This window comes from Bradyrhizobium iriomotense, assembly GCF_018130765.1.
Lineage (GTDB): Bacteria > Pseudomonadota > Alphaproteobacteria > Rhizobiales > Xanthobacteraceae > Bradyrhizobium > Bradyrhizobium iriomotense_A.
Genome location: NZ_JAFCJZ010000021.1, coordinates 105,266 through 121,360, shown reverse-complemented (window position 1 = coordinate 121,360; position 16,095 = coordinate 105,266). Strand labels below are relative to the sequence as shown.

Genomic DNA, 16,095 nt, shown 5'->3' with positions numbered 1-16,095 from the left:
CTGCCGAAACAAGCCCAGCTTTCTTGCGTAAGTCTTCAAGCGCAATATCAGGCTTTCGTTCACGTTGCGGTCGGAGAGCAGCGCAGCTCACTGGCCATCGCGCTCAACAGGACCTGCGGCTTGGAACCTTTAAATCAGTAAAGCTCTCGCCCGAGAGCCCGGCTTTCGCCCGTAAGTCTACGGGGCCGGCACCGATGTGTTGATCGGAACGTAGTCGTTCCCACGGGATATTCCAAGAGCTTTTTACAGACCAATCCGGCTTTTATGGGGGCATTTTTCGGGCCGAAACGGCCCGCGGGATGCCCGCCAAATCGGCCTTGGGTGGCCTGTCCACCACTAACGCGGCAGCGGCCATCAAGGTTTCAATATTTCGGGCCTGGCCCTGTCCGGCCTCGACGATCAGCGCGCCGCCGGGGGTGAGGCGCTCGGCCGCCTGCGGTATCAGGGCGCGGTAGGCGTCATATCCGTCATTGCCGCCGTCGAGCGCCAGATGCGGATCGTGCTCGCGCACCTCGATGCTCAATTTCGGAATTTCGGCCGAGGGAATATAGGGCGGGTTCGACACGATGAGATCGAACGGACCCGAGAGCGCGGCCAGATAGGAGCAGGCGACGAAGCCAGAGCGGTTGCCAAGGCCGAGGGCTGCGGCATTGCCCCGCGCGGTGCCGAGCGCGGTGAGGCTGAGATCGGTGCCGACACCGAAGGCGTCGGGAATCTCGTGCAGCAGCGCCAGCAGGATCGCGCCTGAGCCGGTGCCGATATCGGCGATGCGAGGCTGGTGGATCTTCTGCTCGCGAAAAAGCTCGAGCGCGCGCTCGACCACGGTCTCGGTGTCGGGACGCGGGACCAGCGTCGCCTCCGAGAGGCGAAACGGCAGGCCCCAGAATTCGCGCGTGCCGAGGATGCGCGCCACCGGTTCGCCCGCGATCCGGCGCTCCGCATATTGGGTGAGCTGCAACGCCTCGGCGCTGGTGAGGGGGCGGGCGGCCTGCGCAATGAGGCCGGTGAGATCGAGGCCAAGGGCTGCACCGATCAGGATGCGGGCGTCGAGCTCGGCTTCGTCGAGCTGTGCGGATCGCAGCTGCGCCGCCAGCGTGCGACGCGCGCTCTCGATCGATTGTCCAGTGAAGGCGTTGCTCACGCGGCGCGTCACGCCGCCGCGCCTTGCGCGGCGAGCTGCGCAGCCTGGTGCTCCGTGGTCAGTGCGTCGGTCAATTCGCCCAGCGCTTCGCCGGCGATCACCTGCGGCAGCTTGTAGAGCGTCAGGTTGATGCGGTGGTCGGTGACGCGCCCTTGCGGGAAGTTGTAGGTGCGGATGCGCTCGCTGCGATCGCCGGAGCCGACCTTCTCCTTGCGCTCGGCCGAGCGCGCGGCGTCGACGCGCTGGCGCTCGGCGTCGTAGATGCGCGAGCGCAGGATGTTCATGGCCGAGGCGCGGTTCTTGTGCTGCGAGCGGCTGTCCTGCATCATCACCACGATGCCGGTCGGGATGTGCGTGATGCGGATCGCCGATTCGGTCTTGTTGACGTGCTGGCCGCCCGCGCCTTGCGCGCGCATGGTCTCGATGCGCAGGTCGTCGTTCTTGATGTCGACGTCGACATCCTCGACCTCGGGGAGCACCGCGACGGTGGCGGCCGAAGTGTGGATGCGCCCTTGCGTCTCGGTGTCGGGCACGCGCTGCACGCGGTGCACGCCGGATTCGAATTTCAGCTTCGAGAACGCGCCGCGGCCCTGCACCTCCGCGATGATTTCCTTGTAGCCGCCGACCGTGCCTTCGCTCGCCGAGATCACCTCGACCTTCCAGCCCTGCAAGCTGGCGAAGCGCTCGTACATCCGGAACAGGTCGCCGGCGAACAGCGAGGCTTCGTCGCCGCCGGTGCCGGCGCGGATTTCCAGCACCACGTTGCGGTCGTCCATGGCGTCCTTGGGCAGGAGCGCGACGCGGATCTTCTGGACCAGCTCCTCGATCCTCGGCGTCAGCTCGTCGCGCTCGGCTTCCGCCATGCCGCGCATCTCGGCATCGGTCGCGGGATCGGCGATCAGCGCCTCGGTATCGGCGAGCTCCTTCACGGCGGAGCGATAAGTCTTCACCGCCTCGATCAGCGGGGTGATCTCGGCCAGCTCGCGCGTGATCTGCACGTAGCGCTCGGAGGCGAGCTGTCCGAGCGATTCGGCCTCGAGCGAGGCGTGATGCGCGAGCAGGACGTCCAGTTTGGCTTCGGGGAGTGACGACATCGGTTCAGTCTCAAGTGCGGAAGGAGGTGAGGGCGGCGGGGAGCGGGCGACAGGTCCGCTACAACGCAAGGCCCTCAGCCTCGGCAAATTCCGTCAGCTTCTGCCGGATCGAGACGCTGCCCGCAGGCGCATCCAGCAGAGGGTTGAGCATCGCTTCGGCCTTCTTGGCATCGAGATCGAGCACCATCGCCTTGACCGGGCCGAGCGCGGTCGCCGAGAGCGAGAGCGAGCGATAGCCCAGCGCGATCAGCGCCAGCGCGCCGATCGGCTTGGAGGCCATTTCGCCGCAGAGCGACAGCGACTTCTGCGCCGCGTTGGACTTCCGCGCGATCTCGCGCAGCACGCGCAGGATCGGCGCCGACATGGTGTCGAAGCGCTCGGAGACCTTGGCATTGCCGCGGTCGACCGCGAACAGGAACTGGAACAGATCGTTGGAGCCGACCGAGATGAAGTCGACCTTCTTCAGGAGCTCGTCGAGCTGGTAGAGCAGCGCCGGCACCTCGACCATGGTGCCGATGTCGATTCGTTCAGGCAGCGTGTGGCCGTGCTGGCGTAAGTATGTCAGCTCACGCTCGACCAGCGCCTTCGCCGAATCGAATTCGGCGACCTCCGAGATCATCGGGAACATGATGCGCAGCGCGCGGCCGCCGCCGGCGCGCAGCAGCGCGCGGATCTGGCCGCGCAGCAGGCCCGGACGGTCCAGCCCGAGCCGGATCGCGCGCCAGCCGAGCGCGGGATTTTCCTCGATCACCGCTTCCATGTAGGGCAGCGCCTTGTCGCCGCCGATGTCGAGGGTGCGGAAGGTGACGGGCTTGGGGCCCGCGGCATCCAGCACGGTGCGATAGAGCGCGAGCTGGTCGCTGGTGCGCGGCAGGCTCTGGCCGACCATGAACTGCAGCTCGGTGCGGAACAGGCCGATGCCGGCGCTGCCGGTATCCTCGATATGCGGCAGGTCGATCGCAAGACCCGCGTTGATCATCAGCTCGACCTTCTGGCCGTCCCTGGTGACGCAGGGAAGGTCGCGCAGCGCCAGATACTGCGCCTGGCGGCGGGCGCGGAAGCGCACGCGCTCGGCGAAGGCGGCCTCGATCTCCTGTGATGGACGCACATAGATCGAGCCGGACGTGCCGTCGACGATGATGGCGTCGCCGGGATCGGCAATACCGGGCGCGTTCGGCACCTCGCCGACCGCGGGAATGCCGAGCGCGCGCGCCACGATCGAGACGTGGGAATTGGCGGTGCCTTCCTCCAGCACGATGCCGCGCAGGCGCTTGCGGTCGTAGTCGAGCAGCGCCGCCGGACCCATCGCGCGGGCGATGACGATGGCGTTGTCGGGCAATTGCTCGCGCGACGGCGCATGGTCCTGGCCGACCAGCTGCCGCATCAGGCGGTAGCCGAGATCCTCGAGGTCGTGCAGGCGGTCGCGCAGATAGGGATCGGTCGAGCGCAGCATGCGCGCGCGGGTGTCGGACTGCACGCGCTCGACCGCGGCTTCCGCGGTGAGGCCGGTGGCGACCGCCTCGTGCAGCTTGTGCGACCAGCCCTGGTCGTTGGCGAACATGCGGTAGGCTTCCAGCACCTCGCGATGCTCGCCGCCCTCGGCGACGTCGCCGCGCTCCAGCATGCGGTCGAGATCGGCGCGCAGTTTTGCCAGCGCGGTGTCCAGCCGCTTGATTTCCTTCGGCAGGTCCTCGGCGATGTAGTCCTTGATGACGACGCGGGGCTCGTGCAGCACGACATGGCCGAGCGCGATGCCTTCCGACAGGATCGCGCCGACCTTCTGCGCCGAATGGCGCGCGGCCGGCTCGAGGCCGGGCTGCGCCAGCGCGGACAGCTCGCCGGAGGCGATCAGCTCGGCCAGCACCATGGCGGTGGTCTGGAGCGCCTCGAGCTCCTCCTCGACATAGTTGCGCTTGGCGCGGTTCTGCACCACCAGCACGCCGAGCGTGTTGCCGGCGCGCAGGATCGGCACGCCGAGGAAGGAGTGGTAGATTTCTTCGCCGGTCTCGGGGCGGAACGAGAAGGCCGGATGGCTCTGCGCGTCGCTCAGATTGAGCGGCGTCGCCTCGCTGGCGACGAGGCCGACGAGGCCCTCATGGGCGCTGAGCACGGTATGGTGCACAGCCTCGCGGTTGAGACCTTCGGTGGCGTAGAGCTCGAGCGTGTTGTCGACGCGCAGCACGTAGACCGAGCACACCTCGGCCACCATGTTGGCGGCGATCAGCACCACGATCTTGTCCAGCCGCTCCTGGGCTGAGACCTGCTCCGCCATGGTTTCGCGGAGCCGTCTCAACAAGACGCGGGGACCTCCCGACGCGCTCCGCATGTAGCCTCAATCTCCTCCGTCTGCCCGGCCCGGCGGTATCGGCCGGCGGCTGGCCCAAAACTCCAGAAAAACAACCAATTTGTTTGTCCGGCGCAGGCGCAAACTCTCGCTTGCACCGAATCAGCGCCGCCTGAACTGGGACACAGTTTGCGGCAGCCCACCCTCTTCGCCGTATAGCGAACTGGGGCTTGTTTTGCCAAGCAAAACGCCTGCCAAACGCGAAGGTGTGTACACCTTCGCGTTTGCTGCGACCGCTAAGAGAAAATTAGCCCAGGCATGGTCCGGAAAAGTGCGAAGCGGTTTTCCGGAAAGACCATGCTCAAACGACAATCTGAAGCGCGACGACGGGTCGCGCTTTAGGCCTGATCGAGGCCGTAGAGCGTATGCAGGGTACGCACCGCCAGCTCGGTATAGGCGGTGTCGATCAAGACCGAGAATTTGATCTCGGAGGTTGTAATGGCCCGGATGTTGATATTCCGCCCCGCGAGGGCCGAGAACGCCTGGGCGGCGACGCCGGCGTGGCTGCGCATGCCGCTGCCGATCACCGAGATTTTGGCGACGTCGGTAGCGGTATCAAGCCGGGCATAGCCGATCTTGGCCTTGGCGGCGGTAATCGTGTCCTTGGCGCGGGTGTAGTCGGCGGCCGGGACCGTGAAGGTGAGGTCGGTGGTCTTGCCGTCCTCGGAGACGTTCTGCACGATCATGTCGACGTTGATGTTGGCTTCCGCCAGCGGGCCGAAGATCGAGGCCGCAACGCCGGGCTTGTCCTCGATCTGGCGCACCGAGATCTGGGCCTCGTCCTTCGAAAAGGCGATACCGGTAACGACGTGGTTTTCCATGATCTCCTCCTCGCCGCAGATCAGCGTGCCGGGCGGCTGGTTGGCATGCGGGTCGATATCCTCGGGCTTGTCGAAGCTCGATCGGACGAAGATCGGCATGTTGTGGACCATGCCGAGTTCCACCGAGCGGACCTGGAGCACTTTTGCGCCCTGCGAGGCCAGTTCCAGCATGTCCTCGAATGCGATCTTATCAAGCCTTTTGGCTTTCGGCACGATTCGCGGGTCGGTGGTGTAGACGCCATCGACGTCGGTGTAGATGTCGCAGCGGTCTGCCTTGACGGCTGCGGCGACCGCCACGGCCGAGGTGTCGGAGCCGCCGCGGCCGAGCGTGGTGATGCGGCCCGTCTCGGGGTTGATGCCCTGGAAGCCGGCGATGACGGCGACTTCCTTGCGCTCCTGGAAGCGCTTGATGATCTCGCTGCCGGCGATGTCCTCGATCCGGGCCGAGGCATGGGCGTCGCTGGTCTTGATCGGGATCTGCCAGCCCTGCCAGGAGCGGGCCTGGATGCCCATGCTCTGCAGCACGATGGCAAGCAGGCCGGATGTGACCTGCTCGCCTGAGGCGACGACGGCGTCGTATTCGCGCGCGTCGTGCATCGGCGAGGCCTCGGTGCACCAGGCCACCAGCTCGTTGGTCTTGCCCGACATCGCCGAGACGACCACGGCCACTTCGTGGCCGGCGTCGACCTCACGCTTCACATGGCGTGCGACGTTGCGGATGCGTTCGATGTTGGCGACGGACGTGCCGCCGAATTTCATCACGAGGCGGCTCATGACGACGCGTGCATTCCCTCATAAGGATCAGTATGGTGACCCGCACCGGACGGGTGCCTGCGGACACCGACCGCGCGTATACAGAGCGGCGGGGCCGGGGGCAAGCGGGTTCCTGCGGGGGCAGGGTGCGGGGGTAGTGGGTTAACCGAGATCATGGCGCGCTATATCGACGAGATCCTGCAGCCGGGCGAGCGGGTGCTGTATTCGACCAACGCGCACTGGATCTTCCATTTGCCGGCCATCCTGGCCTGGATCGTGGCCCTGGCCCTGTTCGTTCTGTCGCGGCAGGCCACCGTCGAAGGGCTCGTCCTGCTCTGTCTCGTCGCCTCCGGCCTGGTCGCTCTGGCGGCGCTCTACTGGACCGTGAAGGGGTGGTTCCATCGCTTCACCACCGAGACCGACGTCACCAATTTGCGGGTCGTGCACAAGACCGGGTTTATCAAGCGCCGTACCTTCGAGATGGCGCTGGACAAGGTCGAGAGCGTCGACGTCAACCAGACGATTCTTGGACGAATTCTCAACTATGGCGACGTGACCATCAATGGCGTCGGCGAGGGGCGCGAAACTATCGCGACCATCGCCTCGCCGCTCGCCTTCCGTAGTTCGATCACCACGCGGTAGGACCGCGCGTAACCATGAGCATGCAGCAAAATACTTCCCTCTCCGCCCAGCCGGGCTCGACCGTCGACGCCGCCGAGATCGCGAAATTCTCAAAGCTCTCGGCGGAGTGGTGGGACCCCAAGGGCAAGATGGCGCCGCTGCACCGGATCAACCCGCTGCGGCTCGGCTATATCCGCGACGCCGCCTGCCGCAAGTTCGAGCGCAACGTTCGCAGCCTCAACTGCCTCGGGTCCTTGCGCGTGCTCGACATCGGCTGCGGCGCCGGCCTGCTCTGCGAGCCGCTGTCGCGGCTCGGCGCGCAGGTCATCGGTGTCGATCCCTCGCAGAGCAACATCGCCGCCGCCAAGCTCCATGCCGACAAGAGCCACCTTGCGATCGACTATCGCTGCACCACGGTGGAGGAGATCGACCCGCGCGAGCGCTTCGACATCGTGCTGGCGATGGAGGTGGTCGAGCACGTCGTCGACGTCGGCATGTTCCTGAAGCGCTGTGCGTCGATGCTGAAGCCGAACGGCCTGATGGTGGTCTCGACGCTGAACCGGAACTGGAAGAGTTTTGCGCTCGCCATCGTCGGCGCCGAATACGTCCTGCGCTGGCTGCCGCGCGGCACGCACGAATGGAACAAGTTCGTCACCCCCGACGAGCTCACCAAGTATCTGCTCGACAACCGCCTCGTCATCACCGAGCAGACCGGCGTCGTCTACTCACCCTTCGCCGACAAATGGGCCCTCTCGTCGGACATGGACGTGAACTACATGGTGGTGGCGGAAGGGATGGTGTGAACTGCCGTGGGTGAGGTGCGAGCTGTTACTGCGAGAACGGTGTCGTCCCTGCGAACGCAGGGACCCATAACCACAGGCCCCTGTGGCTAGCAAAGATAGGCGCCCCGAGCATGTACTACGTCTACATCCTCGCCAGCCGCCATCACGGAACGCTCTATATCGGCGTCACCAACTCACTCCAGAAGCGTCTGGAGCAGCACCGCGCCGGCAAGGGTTCGGAGTTTGTCAAGCGATACGGGGTGTATCGGCTCGTCTACACCGAGTCCTTCGAGCGGGCGGAAGACGCAATTACCCGCGAAAAGCAACTCAAGCGCTGGAAGCGCGACTGGAAGATCGAACTGATCGAGCGCGACAATCCGGAGTGGCGCGATCTTAACGATCTGTTGGTTTGATACGAAAGGTCCGCGCCAAGCCCCCACTGTCGTCCCTGCGTAGGCAGGGACCCATACCGCGGCATCCATCGGTGGACGGTGTTGGACGCACGGGTTGGCAGCCTCCGCAAAACTGCTCCCTGGGGTTATGGGTCCCTGCGTACGCAGGGACGACAGCGGAGTTTGTAGCGAAAGCATCGCACCCATGACTTCCGCGTGATTGACCTGCTTCGCCGCCAGCGGCAGGTTGGCTGGAATCGCTAGCCCTTGCTCTCCCACCCACTCCCCATGCTCACTGTCGCCAGCCTCTGGATTCCCTTCACCGTCATCGCTGCGCTCGGCCAGGTCGTGCGCAATGCGATGCAGCGGTCGCTGACGAAGCCGCTCGGGACCTGGGGCGCGACCAATATCCGCTTCCTGTTCGGCTTCCCGTTCTCGCTGCTGTTCCTCGGCTTGGTGCTGGTTGCGACCGGCGATCATATCGGCATGCCGCCGGCCGTGTTCTGGCCGTGGCTGCTGCTTGGGGCGCTCAGCCAGATCGTTGCGACCGGCCTGATGCTGCTCGCGATGAACGACCGCTCCTTCGTGGTGACGACGGCCTACCTCAAGACCGAGGCGATCCAGACCGCGATCTTCGGCTTCGTCTTCCTCGGCGATCATCTGACCTGGTTGAAGGTGCTGGCGATCGTGATCGCGACCGTCGGTGTCGTCATCACCGCGCTGCGCCCCGGCGGCGAGAAGAGTTTTGCGGAATTGAAGCCGACCATCACGGGGCTCGTCGCCGCGGCGGCGTTCGCGCTTTCCGCGGTCGGTTTTCGCGGCGCCATCATCACCGTGCCGAGCGTGTCGTTCGTGACAGCCTCGTCGCTCACGCTGGTGCTCGGCCTGTTCGTGCAGACGCTGGTGCTGACGATCTACCTGCTCTGGCGCGCGCCAGACGTGTTGCGGGGAATCCTCGGACTATGGCGGCCGTCGATGCTCGCGGGATTCACGGGCGCCTTCGCCTCGCAGTTCTGGTTTTTGGCCTTCGCTCTGACGGCGGCCGCCAATGTCCGCACGCTCGCGCTGATCGAGGTGCTGTTCGCGCAAGGGGTAGCCTACTACTCGTTCAAGCAGCCAATCGCGCCGCGCGAGATTTTTGGTATCGCGCTGATCGTGATCGGTGTGGCGGTGCTGGTGGGGGCCTAATTCCGGTCTTCCGGCAGCGTCGGCAGCGGCGAGACCTCGATGCCTTCGTCGATCAGCGACTTCGCCTCTTCCGGCGAGGCCTCGCCGTAGATCGGGCGGTGCTCCTTGTCGCCGTAATGCATCGCGCGGGCTTCGTTCGGAAAACGCTCGCCGACATTGTCGGCGTTCTTGACGATGTGGTCGCGCAGCTCCTTGAGCTTGGCGCGCAGCTCGCGCTCCTGCGCCATCAGCAGCGAGGTCGGTCCTGACGGCGCAGCCTCGGGCGTGATCGCAGTCGTGGGCTCCGGCGGCGTCGCGCGCCCGCGGCCCTTCTTGCCGACGATGCGCGGGGCCATGATCGCCTTGTCGACCTTGGCCGAGCCGCAGATCGGGCAGGTCACGAGCTTGCGCTTCACCTGCGAATCGTAGGCCGACGAGCTCTGGAACCAGCTCTCGAAGGCGTGGTTGCGGTCGCAGTGAAGTGCGTAGCGGATCATGCCGATCCCCGTACGAGGTGCAGATGGTCCGGCCCGGCCTTGGGGTCGGCGACGCCGAAGCGGCGGCCGTGCTGGAGCGATGGGATTGCGCGGCGCGCGGTCTCGACCTTGGCCGGGTCGATCTTGGCCATGATGATGCCGGGCTCGACATCGCCCTCGGCGAGGATTTCGCCCCAGGGATCGATGATCAGCGAGTGACCATAGGTCTCGCGCTTGTTCTCGTGGGTGCCTGCCTGCGCCGCGGCGAAGATGAAGCAACCGGTCTCGATCGCGCGGGCGCGCAGCAGCACGTGCCAATGCGCTTCACCGGTCTTGCGGGTGAAGGCGGAGGGCACCGTGATGAAATACGCCCCGCTCTCGGCGAGCGCGCGGTAGAGCGCCGGGAAGCGCACGTCGTAGCAGATCGTTAAGCCCACCCGGCCCCAGGGCAGGTCGGAGATCACGGCGGTCTCGCCCGGCTGGTAATTGGCGGATTCGCGATAGCTCTCGCCGTCCGGCAGCTCGATGTCGAACATGTGGATCTTGTCGTAGCTCGCGAGCACGTTGCCCTCGGGCCCGATCAGGAAGGAGCGGTTGACCGCCTTCTCCGGCGAGAAACGCAGCGCCAGCGAGCCGACATGGATGTGGATCTTCAACTCCGCCGCCAGCGCGCGGTAGGCCTTCAGCGAGGTGTCGTCCTCTTCGCTCTGCAGATGCTCGAACAGCGCCTTGCGGTTCAGCTGCAACATGTTGCTGACTTCGGGCGTCTGCACGTAGTCGGCGCCATTGGCGGCAGCCTGCCGGATCAGCCTGGTGGCCTGCGCGAGGCTCGGCTCCGGCATCAGGCCGGTGCGCATCTGCACCATCGCGGCGGTGAAGGTCCTGTTGTCGCTCATGATGCCGCCTTGATGTTTTCGAGCATGCCGTCGAGCCTGCCTTCGCGGTCGAGCGCGTAGAGGTCATCGCAGCCGCCGACATGGGTGCCGCCGATCCAGATCTGAGGGAAGGTCGAGCCCTCGCCGGCGCGGTCGTACATCTCGTCCCGCCATGACGGGTTCTTGGCGACGTCGAATTCCGTGAAGGTCGCCTTCTTGCGGGTCAAAAGCGACCGGGCCGCGGAACAATAGCCGCAGCCCGGCCTGGTGTAGATCTCGACAGCAGCAGTCATGTTGTCTGGCGCTTTCATGTCATGAATTCATTGAATTATATGGGACTTTACCTGATCTCCACAACCCGGGCGAACACCAGCACGTCGACCTGGGCTGCCTTGGACCGGAGCAAGGCCCGTGCGCAGGCATCCAATGTCGCACCTGAGGTCAGGACATCGTCGATCAGGACGACGCGGCGGCCCTGGACCTCGGCCTGGCGGTCGGGAGATACCTGGAATGCGCCCTGCACATTAGTGGCGCGCTGGGCTCGCGACAGGCCGATCTGCTGCTCGGTGGCACGGACCCGCCGCAGCACGTCGCCCCGCACCTTGACCCCGCTCTGCCGTTCGATGATGCGCGCCAGCGCTCCGGACTGGTTGTAGCGGCGGCGCCAGGCCCGCCGCCAATGCAGGGGCACCGGCACCAACATATCGGCCCCCGTCAGCAACTCGCCGCCCGCGCGCGCCATCCAGCGGCCCATGGCCGGCGCCAGATCGGTGCGGTCCTGGTATTTCAGCGCATGCACCAGCGTGCGCGCGACGTCGTCATAACGCACCGCCGCGCGCGCCCGCTGGTAGGCCGGCGGGCTCGCGATCGCCTCCATCGACAGCATGTCGGGGCCGGGATCATAGACGAAGGGAATGCCGAGCCGCGGACAATAGGGTCGTTCGATGAACGACAGCCGCGCCCAGCACGCCGCGCAAACGCCCTCACCATCGACCGGCTCGCGGCAGGACACGCACAGCGTCGGCAGCGCGATGTCGAGCGCGAGCCGCGCCGCGCGCGACAGCGCATGGCGGCCGGCGGTCCATGCGGCACGCAATGGTGAGGGGATGGAGCGAGAAGGGGCGGCGTCGGCTTCCATAAGGAGAGGCTAGCGTTCTGTTCGATACGGCTCAAGCCACGCTCTCGTGCCCCGGACGCAGCGCAGCAGCGCTAAAGAGAGCTGCTGCGCGTCCGGGACACGCGAGAGGAGATTGCCAGAACCGTGGAGATCGGCGTAACCAGCGGCATGGCTCAGCCCCCGCAGATCCCGCCCGCCCTGTTCGATCGCGCCTTGCTGCACGCACGGCAGCGCCGCGCGCAGGCGCAAGGTGCCGTGAGCTTCCTGCTCGATCGTGTCGCCGAGGACATGTCCGACCGGTTGGCGGCGGTGATGCGGGAGTTTCACGCCCCGGTCGATCTCTGGACGCCCGGTGACGGTCTTGCAGCGCTGCGCGCGCGCCTTCCTTCCATCGAACGGGTCGCGCTCGATGCGGCCGGTGCGGAAAAACTGCCCTTCGCGCCCGAAAGCCTCGACCTCGTCGTCTCGGCGCTGGCGCTGCAATTCGTCAACGACCTTCCCGGCGTGCTCGCGCAGGTCCGGCGCGCGCTGAAGCCGGACGGGCTCTTGCTTGCCGCGATGATCGGCGGCGACAGTTTGACCGAGCTGCGGCAGGCCTTTGCCGCGGCGGAAGCGGAATGCGAGGGCGGTGTGTCGCCGCGCGTCGCGCCGTTCGCTGACCTGCGCGACATCGGTGCGCTGCTGCAGCGGGCAGGCTTCGCGCTGCCGGTGACCGACGTCGACCGCGTCGTGGTGCGCTATGGCAATGCGTTCGCGCTGATGCAGGATCTCCGCCGCATGGGCGCGGCCAACGTGCTGATCGAACGCCGCCGCACACCGAGCCGCCGCGCGACGTTGCTGCGCATGGCCGAGATCTATGCCGAGCGCTTTGCCGATGCCGACGGACGCATCCGCGCGACGTTCGACATCATCTGGCTCTCCGGCTGGGCGCCGCATGCGAGCCAGCAGCAGCCGCTCAAGCCGGGATCGGCGAAAGCGAGCCTCGCGGAAGCGGTGAAGAAGGCGGGGAAGGAGTGAGTCGTGTCCCGGACGCGCTGCAGCGTTCTTACGCTGCTGCGCAGAGCCGGGACCCAGTCTGCCGCTAGCATGGGCCCCGGCTCAGCAGCGCACCGCAAGAGCGCTGCGCTGCGTCCGGGGCACAGCGTGCTCACATCAGCAAATCAATCAGATGCGGGATCAGCGGAATATCCGCGGGCGGCATCGGGTAGTCGCGCAGCTTGTTGGCGCGGACCCATGCGAGGTTCTGGCCCTCGCGCGGCGTCACCAGGCCTTCCCAGCGCCGGCAGATGTAAAGCGGCATCAGGAGGTGGAAGGTCTCGTAGCCGTAGCTGGCGAAGGTCAGCGGTGCCAGGCACGGCTCGGCGACGGTGATGCCGAGCTCCTCGTGCAGCTCGCGGATCAGGCTCTGCTCCGGCCGCTCGCCGGGCTCGAGCTTGCCGCCGGGAAATTCCCAGAGGCCCGCCAGTGCCTTGCCTTCGGGGCGCTGCGCTATCAGGACGCGCTTGTCGGCGTCGACCAGCGCGCAGGCCACCACCAGAGTCAGTTTGAGATCGGCCATGCCTGAAGTCGCTCGCTGAGGATGGACCGTAACGGTTCGTTAACCCCCGTCGCGGACCGCGTTTCTACGGCTTCCATAAGTCATATTTAATCGACGGTTCCTAGAGTGGAAACGATTGAACCATTCCGGGGCCGACCCATGCGCACTGCGATTTGCTCCATGATGCGCCGTCTTGTCCGCGACCGGCGCGGCAATGTCGCAGTGATTTTCGCATTCTGCTGCGTCCCTCTGATCACGGTGGTCGGCTGCGCGGTCGATTATTCCCGTGCGACGCAGGTCCGCTCCAAGCTCCAGGCCGCGGCCGATGCGGCCAGCGTCGGCTCGGTCGCCAAGACCTCGCCGGCGTTCGCCACGGCGGGCTCGATGACCTCGGACGGCGCGATCCCGGCCGGCGTCACCGACGCAACGAACATCTTCAATGCCAACGTCGCCAACCTGAGCGGCTATACGCTGAACAGCGTCACGCCGACGGTGGTCAAGTCCGGCTCGACCGTCACCTCGACGGTCTCGTTCACCGGCACCATCAACACCATGTTCCTCGGCGTGATCGGCAAGACCGCGCTGACCATGAGCGGAACGTCGACCGCGACGGCGAGCATGCCGCTCTATGTCGACTTCTACCTTCTGCTGGATAATTCGCCGTCGATGGGCGTGGCGGCGACGCCGGCGGACGTCAGCAAGATGGTCAACAACACTTCCGACAAATGCGCCTTTGCCTGCCACGACTACAACGACGCGAACAACTACTACAACCTCGCCAAGACGCTCGGGGTGACGACGCGGATCGACGTGCTGCGCAGCGCGACGCAGTCGCTGATGGACACGGCCGGCGCCACCGAGACCTATTCGAACCAGTTCCGTATGGCGATCTACGATTTTGGCGCCTCGTCGAAGACCATCGGCCTGCGCGCGCTGTTCTCGCTGTCGGCCAGCCTGTCGAGCGCGAAGACGGCGGCGGGCGGCATCGATTTGATGGGCGTCTACGGCAACAACGATTCCTACACCGCCGACAAGGATACGCAGTTCAGCACGGTCTTCCCGGCGATCAACAGCGCAATCAGCGCGCCGGGCGCCGGCACCTCGGCGGCGCCGATGAAATATCTGTTCTTCGTCTCCGACGGCGTTGCCGACGAGTACAACACCGGCTGCTCCAAGCCGGTCGTGAGCGGCGGACGCTGCCAGTCGCCGATCGACGTCGCGCTCTGCACCACCATCAAGAACCGCGGCATCAAGATCGCGGTGCTCTACACCACCTATCTGCAGCTGCCGACCAACTCCTGGTACATGACCTACATCGACCCCTTCAACAAGGGACCGTTCGGGCCGTCACCGAACAGCGAGATCGCGCAGAACATGCAGAGCTGTGCTTCGCCGGGGCTGTATTTCGAGGTGAGCCCGACGCAAGGAATCTCGGACGCCATGAACGCGCTGTTCAAGAAGGCGGTCGCCGACGCAAGGATCTCGGGGTGATTTGCTCACCTCTCCCCGCTTGCGGGGAGAGGCATAGGCCGCCTTGGGCAGCCGTCCTGAAGTAACGCCGAAGCCGCGCTTCGGCTATGTCGCTCTTGCGATCCGGGTGAGGGGGTACAGGTCTCTCGGCGATCTCACTCGTGGAGAGAGGCCCCTCACCCCAACCCTCTCCCCGTAAGAACGGGGAGAGGGAGAGGACTCAAGACCTGTAATCCCCGTTGATCGCCACATATTCCTTGGTGAGGTCGCAGGTCATGACGCGGTCGCGGCCCTTGCCGAGGCCGAGCGAGACCTTGATTGCGATCTCCGGCGCCTTCATCGCTTCCGACACCTGCGCCTCGTCATAGTCGGGATCGCGCGCGCCGCTCTTGGCGACACGGATGCCGTTGAAGGAGATCGAGAGCTTGTCGCGATCGGCCGGCTCGCCGGCTTTGCCGACCGCCATCACCACGCGGCCCCAATTGGCGTCCTCGCCGGCGATCGCGGTCTTCACCAGCGGCGAGTTGGCGATCGACATCGCGATCTTGCGGGCCGAGGCCTTGGTCTTGGCGCCCTCGACGGTGATCTCGACCAGCTTGCGCGCGCCTTCGCCGTCGCGCGCCACCTGCTCAGCGAGGTTGGCGAGCACCTGGTTGAAGGCCTTGACGAAGGCCTTCAGGCGCGGATCGCTGGCGCGGCTGATCTTCGGTGCGCCGTGTTCGGCGGCGGCGCCGGTCGCGAACGCCAGCAGTGTGTCGGACGTCGAGGTGTCACCATCGATCGTCACCGCGTTAAAAGTGTCTTCGACGCCAGCCTTGAGCAGGGCCTGCAGCGCGGCGGGCGCGATCGGGGCGTCGGTGAAGATGAAGGACAGCATCGTCGCCATATCGGGGGCGATCATGCCGGCGCCCTTGGCCATGCCGTTGATGGTGACCTTGGCCTTGCCGAGCTTGACGGTCGCGGTCGCGACCTTCGGGAAGGTGTCGGTGGTCATGATCGCCTTGGCCGCGGCAAGGTAATCGCCGGGCTCGGCGGCCTCGGCGAGGCGGCCGAGCACGCCGTCGAACTTGGTGGCGTCCAGCGGCTCGCCGATCACGCCGGTCGAGGCCAGGAAGATTTCGCCCTCGCTGCAGCCGACCGCCTTGGCCGCGATCTTCGCGGTCAGCGCGGTGGAGGCGCGGCCGGTCTTGCCGGTGAAGGCGTTGGCATTACCGGAATTGACGACGAGGGCGCGCGCCTTGCCGCCCTTCAGCTTGGCGCGGCACCATTCGACCGGCGCCGACGGGCATTTCGACTTGGTGAAGACGCCGGCCACCGCCGTGCCCTTGTCCATCACTGCCAGCAGCACGTCGGTGCGGTTCTTGTAGCGGATGCCGGCCTCGGCCGTCGCAAGGCGGATGCCCGCGATCACGGGCATGTCGGGAACGTGTTTCGGGGCGAGGGGAGAGACGGAGGAGGACATCGCGGGTGCCTTGGTGAGGTCTGGATATGCAGATGGCCGGGCA

Annotated in this window: 16 protein-coding genes; 6 read left to right on the top strand and 10 right to left on the bottom strand. The window is 65.9% G+C overall.

The genetic code is table 11. The annotated features are described in order from the left end of the window. Positions 1-262: 262 nt before the first annotated feature. From prmC to JQ635_RS29860, 4 genes are all read right to left on the bottom strand, one after another. Positions 263-1,153 (bottom strand): peptide chain release factor N(5)-glutamine methyltransferase, encoded by an 891-nt coding sequence (gene prmC / locus JQ635_RS29875; protein ID WP_211413386.1) that lies wholly within the window; start codon positions 1,151-1,153, stop codon positions 263-265. Beyond that, the gene (gene prfA / locus JQ635_RS29870; protein WP_211413385.1) at positions 1,150-2,235 is read right to left on the bottom strand and encodes a peptide chain release factor 1; all 1,086 of its coding nucleotides are present in this window, start codon (positions 2,233-2,235) and stop codon (positions 1,150-1,152) included. The genes prmC and prfA overlap by 4 nt, the downstream gene beginning before the upstream one ends. A 58-nt stretch (positions 2,236-2,293) precedes the next feature. Further along, a complete protein-coding gene (gene ptsP, locus JQ635_RS29865) occupies positions 2,294-4,561 on the bottom strand; it encodes a phosphoenolpyruvate--protein phosphotransferase (protein ID WP_211413384.1) in 2,268 nt (755 codons plus the stop codon). Positions 4,562-4,917: 356 nt separating this feature from the next. After that, the gene (locus JQ635_RS29860; RefSeq protein WP_211413383.1) at positions 4,918-6,174 is read right to left on the bottom strand and encodes an aspartate kinase; all 1,257 of its coding nucleotides are present in this window, start codon (positions 6,172-6,174) and stop codon (positions 4,918-4,920) included. Between the two features lie 153 nt (positions 6,175-6,327). Between JQ635_RS29860 and JQ635_RS29855 the strand changes: the two genes are divergently transcribed. From JQ635_RS29855 to JQ635_RS29840, 4 genes are all read left to right on the top strand, one after another. Then, complete coding sequence (locus tag JQ635_RS29855; protein ID WP_211413382.1) at positions 6,328-6,795, top strand: PH domain-containing protein; 468 nt, start codon at positions 6,328-6,330, stop codon at positions 6,793-6,795. 14 nt (positions 6,796-6,809) lie between these two features. Then, positions 6,810-7,577, top strand: coding sequence for a bifunctional 2-polyprenyl-6-hydroxyphenol methylase/3-demethylubiquinol 3-O-methyltransferase UbiG (ubiG, locus tag JQ635_RS29850; protein WP_211413381.1), 768 nt, complete (start codon positions 6,810-6,812; stop codon positions 7,575-7,577). Positions 7,578-7,687: 110 nt separating this feature from the next. Continuing rightward, positions 7,688-7,969, top strand: coding sequence for a GIY-YIG nuclease family protein (locus JQ635_RS29845; protein WP_211413380.1), 282 nt, complete (start codon positions 7,688-7,690; stop codon positions 7,967-7,969). A gap of 267 nt (positions 7,970-8,236) precedes the next feature. After that, positions 8,237-9,136 carry an EamA family transporter gene (locus tag JQ635_RS29840; protein WP_211413379.1) on the top strand — a complete coding sequence of 300 codons (900 nt, stop codon included), beginning with the start codon at positions 8,237-8,239 and terminating at the stop codon, positions 9,134-9,136. Here the strand turns inward: JQ635_RS29840 and JQ635_RS29835 are convergent. Genes JQ635_RS29835 through JQ635_RS29820 form a run of 4 tightly spaced genes read right to left on the bottom strand, consistent with a single transcriptional unit; the run spans position 9,133 to position 11,604 of the window. Further along, positions 9,133-9,612 (bottom strand): DUF1178 family protein, encoded by a 480-nt coding sequence (locus JQ635_RS29835; protein ID WP_211413378.1) that lies wholly within the window; start codon positions 9,610-9,612, stop codon positions 9,133-9,135. The two genes, JQ635_RS29840 and JQ635_RS29835, sit on opposite strands and share 4 nt — an antisense overlap. After that, positions 9,609-10,487 carry a carbon-nitrogen hydrolase family protein gene (locus tag JQ635_RS29830; protein WP_211413377.1) on the bottom strand — a complete coding sequence of 293 codons (879 nt, stop codon included), beginning with the start codon at positions 10,485-10,487 and terminating at the stop codon, positions 9,609-9,611. The genes JQ635_RS29835 and JQ635_RS29830 overlap by 4 nt, the downstream gene beginning before the upstream one ends. Next, entirely contained in the window at positions 10,484-10,759 is a 276-nt protein-coding gene (grxC, locus tag JQ635_RS29825) for a glutaredoxin 3 (protein ID WP_211413421.1), read from the bottom strand. The genes JQ635_RS29830 and grxC overlap by 4 nt, the downstream gene beginning before the upstream one ends. 47 nt (positions 10,760-10,806) lie before the next feature. Next, a complete protein-coding gene (locus JQ635_RS29820) occupies positions 10,807-11,604 on the bottom strand; it encodes a ComF family protein (RefSeq protein ID WP_211413376.1) in 798 nt (265 codons plus the stop codon). A 147-nt stretch (positions 11,605-11,751) separates the two neighbouring features. Here JQ635_RS29820 and JQ635_RS29815 point away from each other — a divergent pair, with 147 nt between their 5' ends. After that, positions 11,752-12,600, top strand: a complete 849-nt coding sequence (locus tag JQ635_RS29815) for a methyltransferase domain-containing protein (protein WP_211413420.1) — start codon at positions 11,752-11,754, stop codon at positions 12,598-12,600. A gap of 130 nt (positions 12,601-12,730) precedes the next feature. Here the strand turns inward: JQ635_RS29815 and JQ635_RS29810 are convergent, their stop codons facing one another. Beyond that, the gene (locus JQ635_RS29810; RefSeq protein ID WP_027577055.1) at positions 12,731-13,141 is read right to left on the bottom strand and encodes a (deoxy)nucleoside triphosphate pyrophosphohydrolase; all 411 of its coding nucleotides are present in this window, start codon (positions 13,139-13,141) and stop codon (positions 12,731-12,733) included. Between the two features lie 159 nt (positions 13,142-13,300). Between JQ635_RS29810 and JQ635_RS29805 the strand changes: the two genes are divergently transcribed. Further along, complete coding sequence (locus JQ635_RS29805) at positions 13,301-14,611, top strand: TadE/TadG family type IV pilus assembly protein (RefSeq protein ID WP_433996580.1); 1,311 nt, start codon at positions 13,301-13,303, stop codon at positions 14,609-14,611. A gap of 199 nt (positions 14,612-14,810) precedes the next feature. Here the strand turns inward: JQ635_RS29805 and argJ are convergent, their stop codons facing one another. Further along, positions 14,811-16,052, bottom strand: a complete 1,242-nt coding sequence (gene argJ, locus JQ635_RS29800; protein WP_211413374.1) for a bifunctional glutamate N-acetyltransferase/amino-acid acetyltransferase ArgJ — start codon at positions 16,050-16,052, stop codon at positions 14,811-14,813. Positions 16,053-16,095 lie beyond the last annotated feature (43 nt).

What these genes read in the sequence shown, in the direction of transcription:
- JQ635_RS29845 (WP_211413380.1), top strand. Translation starts at nt 7,688, where the DNA reads ATGTACTACGTCTACATCCTCGCCAGCCGCCATCACGGAACGCTCTAT.
- JQ635_RS29860 (WP_211413383.1), bottom strand. Translation starts at nt 6,174, where the DNA reads ATGAGCCGCCTCGTGATGAAATTCGGCGGCACGTCCGTCGCCAACATC.
- JQ635_RS29830 (WP_211413377.1), bottom strand. Translation starts at nt 10,487, where the DNA reads ATGAGCGACAACAGGACCTTCACCGCCGCGATGGTGCAGATGCGCACC.
- argJ (WP_211413374.1), bottom strand. Translation starts at nt 16,052, where the DNA reads ATGTCCTCCTCCGTCTCTCCCCTCGCCCCGAAACACGTTCCCGACATG.
- ptsP (WP_211413384.1), bottom strand. Translation starts at nt 4,561, where the DNA reads ATGCGGAGCGCGTCGGGAGGTCCCCGCGTCTTGTTGAGACGGCTCCGC.
- ubiG (WP_211413381.1), top strand. Translation starts at nt 6,810, where the DNA reads ATGAGCATGCAGCAAAATACTTCCCTCTCCGCCCAGCCGGGCTCGACC.
- JQ635_RS29820 (WP_211413376.1), bottom strand. Translation starts at nt 11,604, where the DNA reads ATGGAAGCCGACGCCGCCCCTTCTCGCTCCATCCCCTCACCATTGCGT.
- JQ635_RS29815 (WP_211413420.1), top strand. Translation starts at nt 11,752, where the DNA reads ATGGCTCAGCCCCCGCAGATCCCGCCCGCCCTGTTCGATCGCGCCTTG.
- JQ635_RS29810 (WP_027577055.1), bottom strand. Translation starts at nt 13,141, where the DNA reads ATGGCCGATCTCAAACTGACTCTGGTGGTGGCCTGCGCGCTGGTCGAC.
- JQ635_RS29840 (WP_211413379.1), top strand. Translation starts at nt 8,237, where the DNA reads ATGCTCACTGTCGCCAGCCTCTGGATTCCCTTCACCGTCATCGCTGCG.
- prfA (WP_211413385.1), bottom strand. Translation starts at nt 2,235, where the DNA reads ATGTCGTCACTCCCCGAAGCCAAACTGGACGTCCTGCTCGCGCATCAC.
- JQ635_RS29855 (WP_211413382.1), top strand. Translation starts at nt 6,328, where the DNA reads ATGGCGCGCTATATCGACGAGATCCTGCAGCCGGGCGAGCGGGTGCTG.
- JQ635_RS29805 (WP_433996580.1), top strand. Translation starts at nt 13,301, where the DNA reads ATGATGCGCCGTCTTGTCCGCGACCGGCGCGGCAATGTCGCAGTGATT.
- JQ635_RS29835 (WP_211413378.1), bottom strand. Translation starts at nt 9,612, where the DNA reads ATGATCCGCTACGCACTTCACTGCGACCGCAACCACGCCTTCGAGAGC.
- grxC (WP_211413421.1), bottom strand. Translation starts at nt 10,759, where the DNA reads ATGACTGCTGCTGTCGAGATCTACACCAGGCCGGGCTGCGGCTATTGT.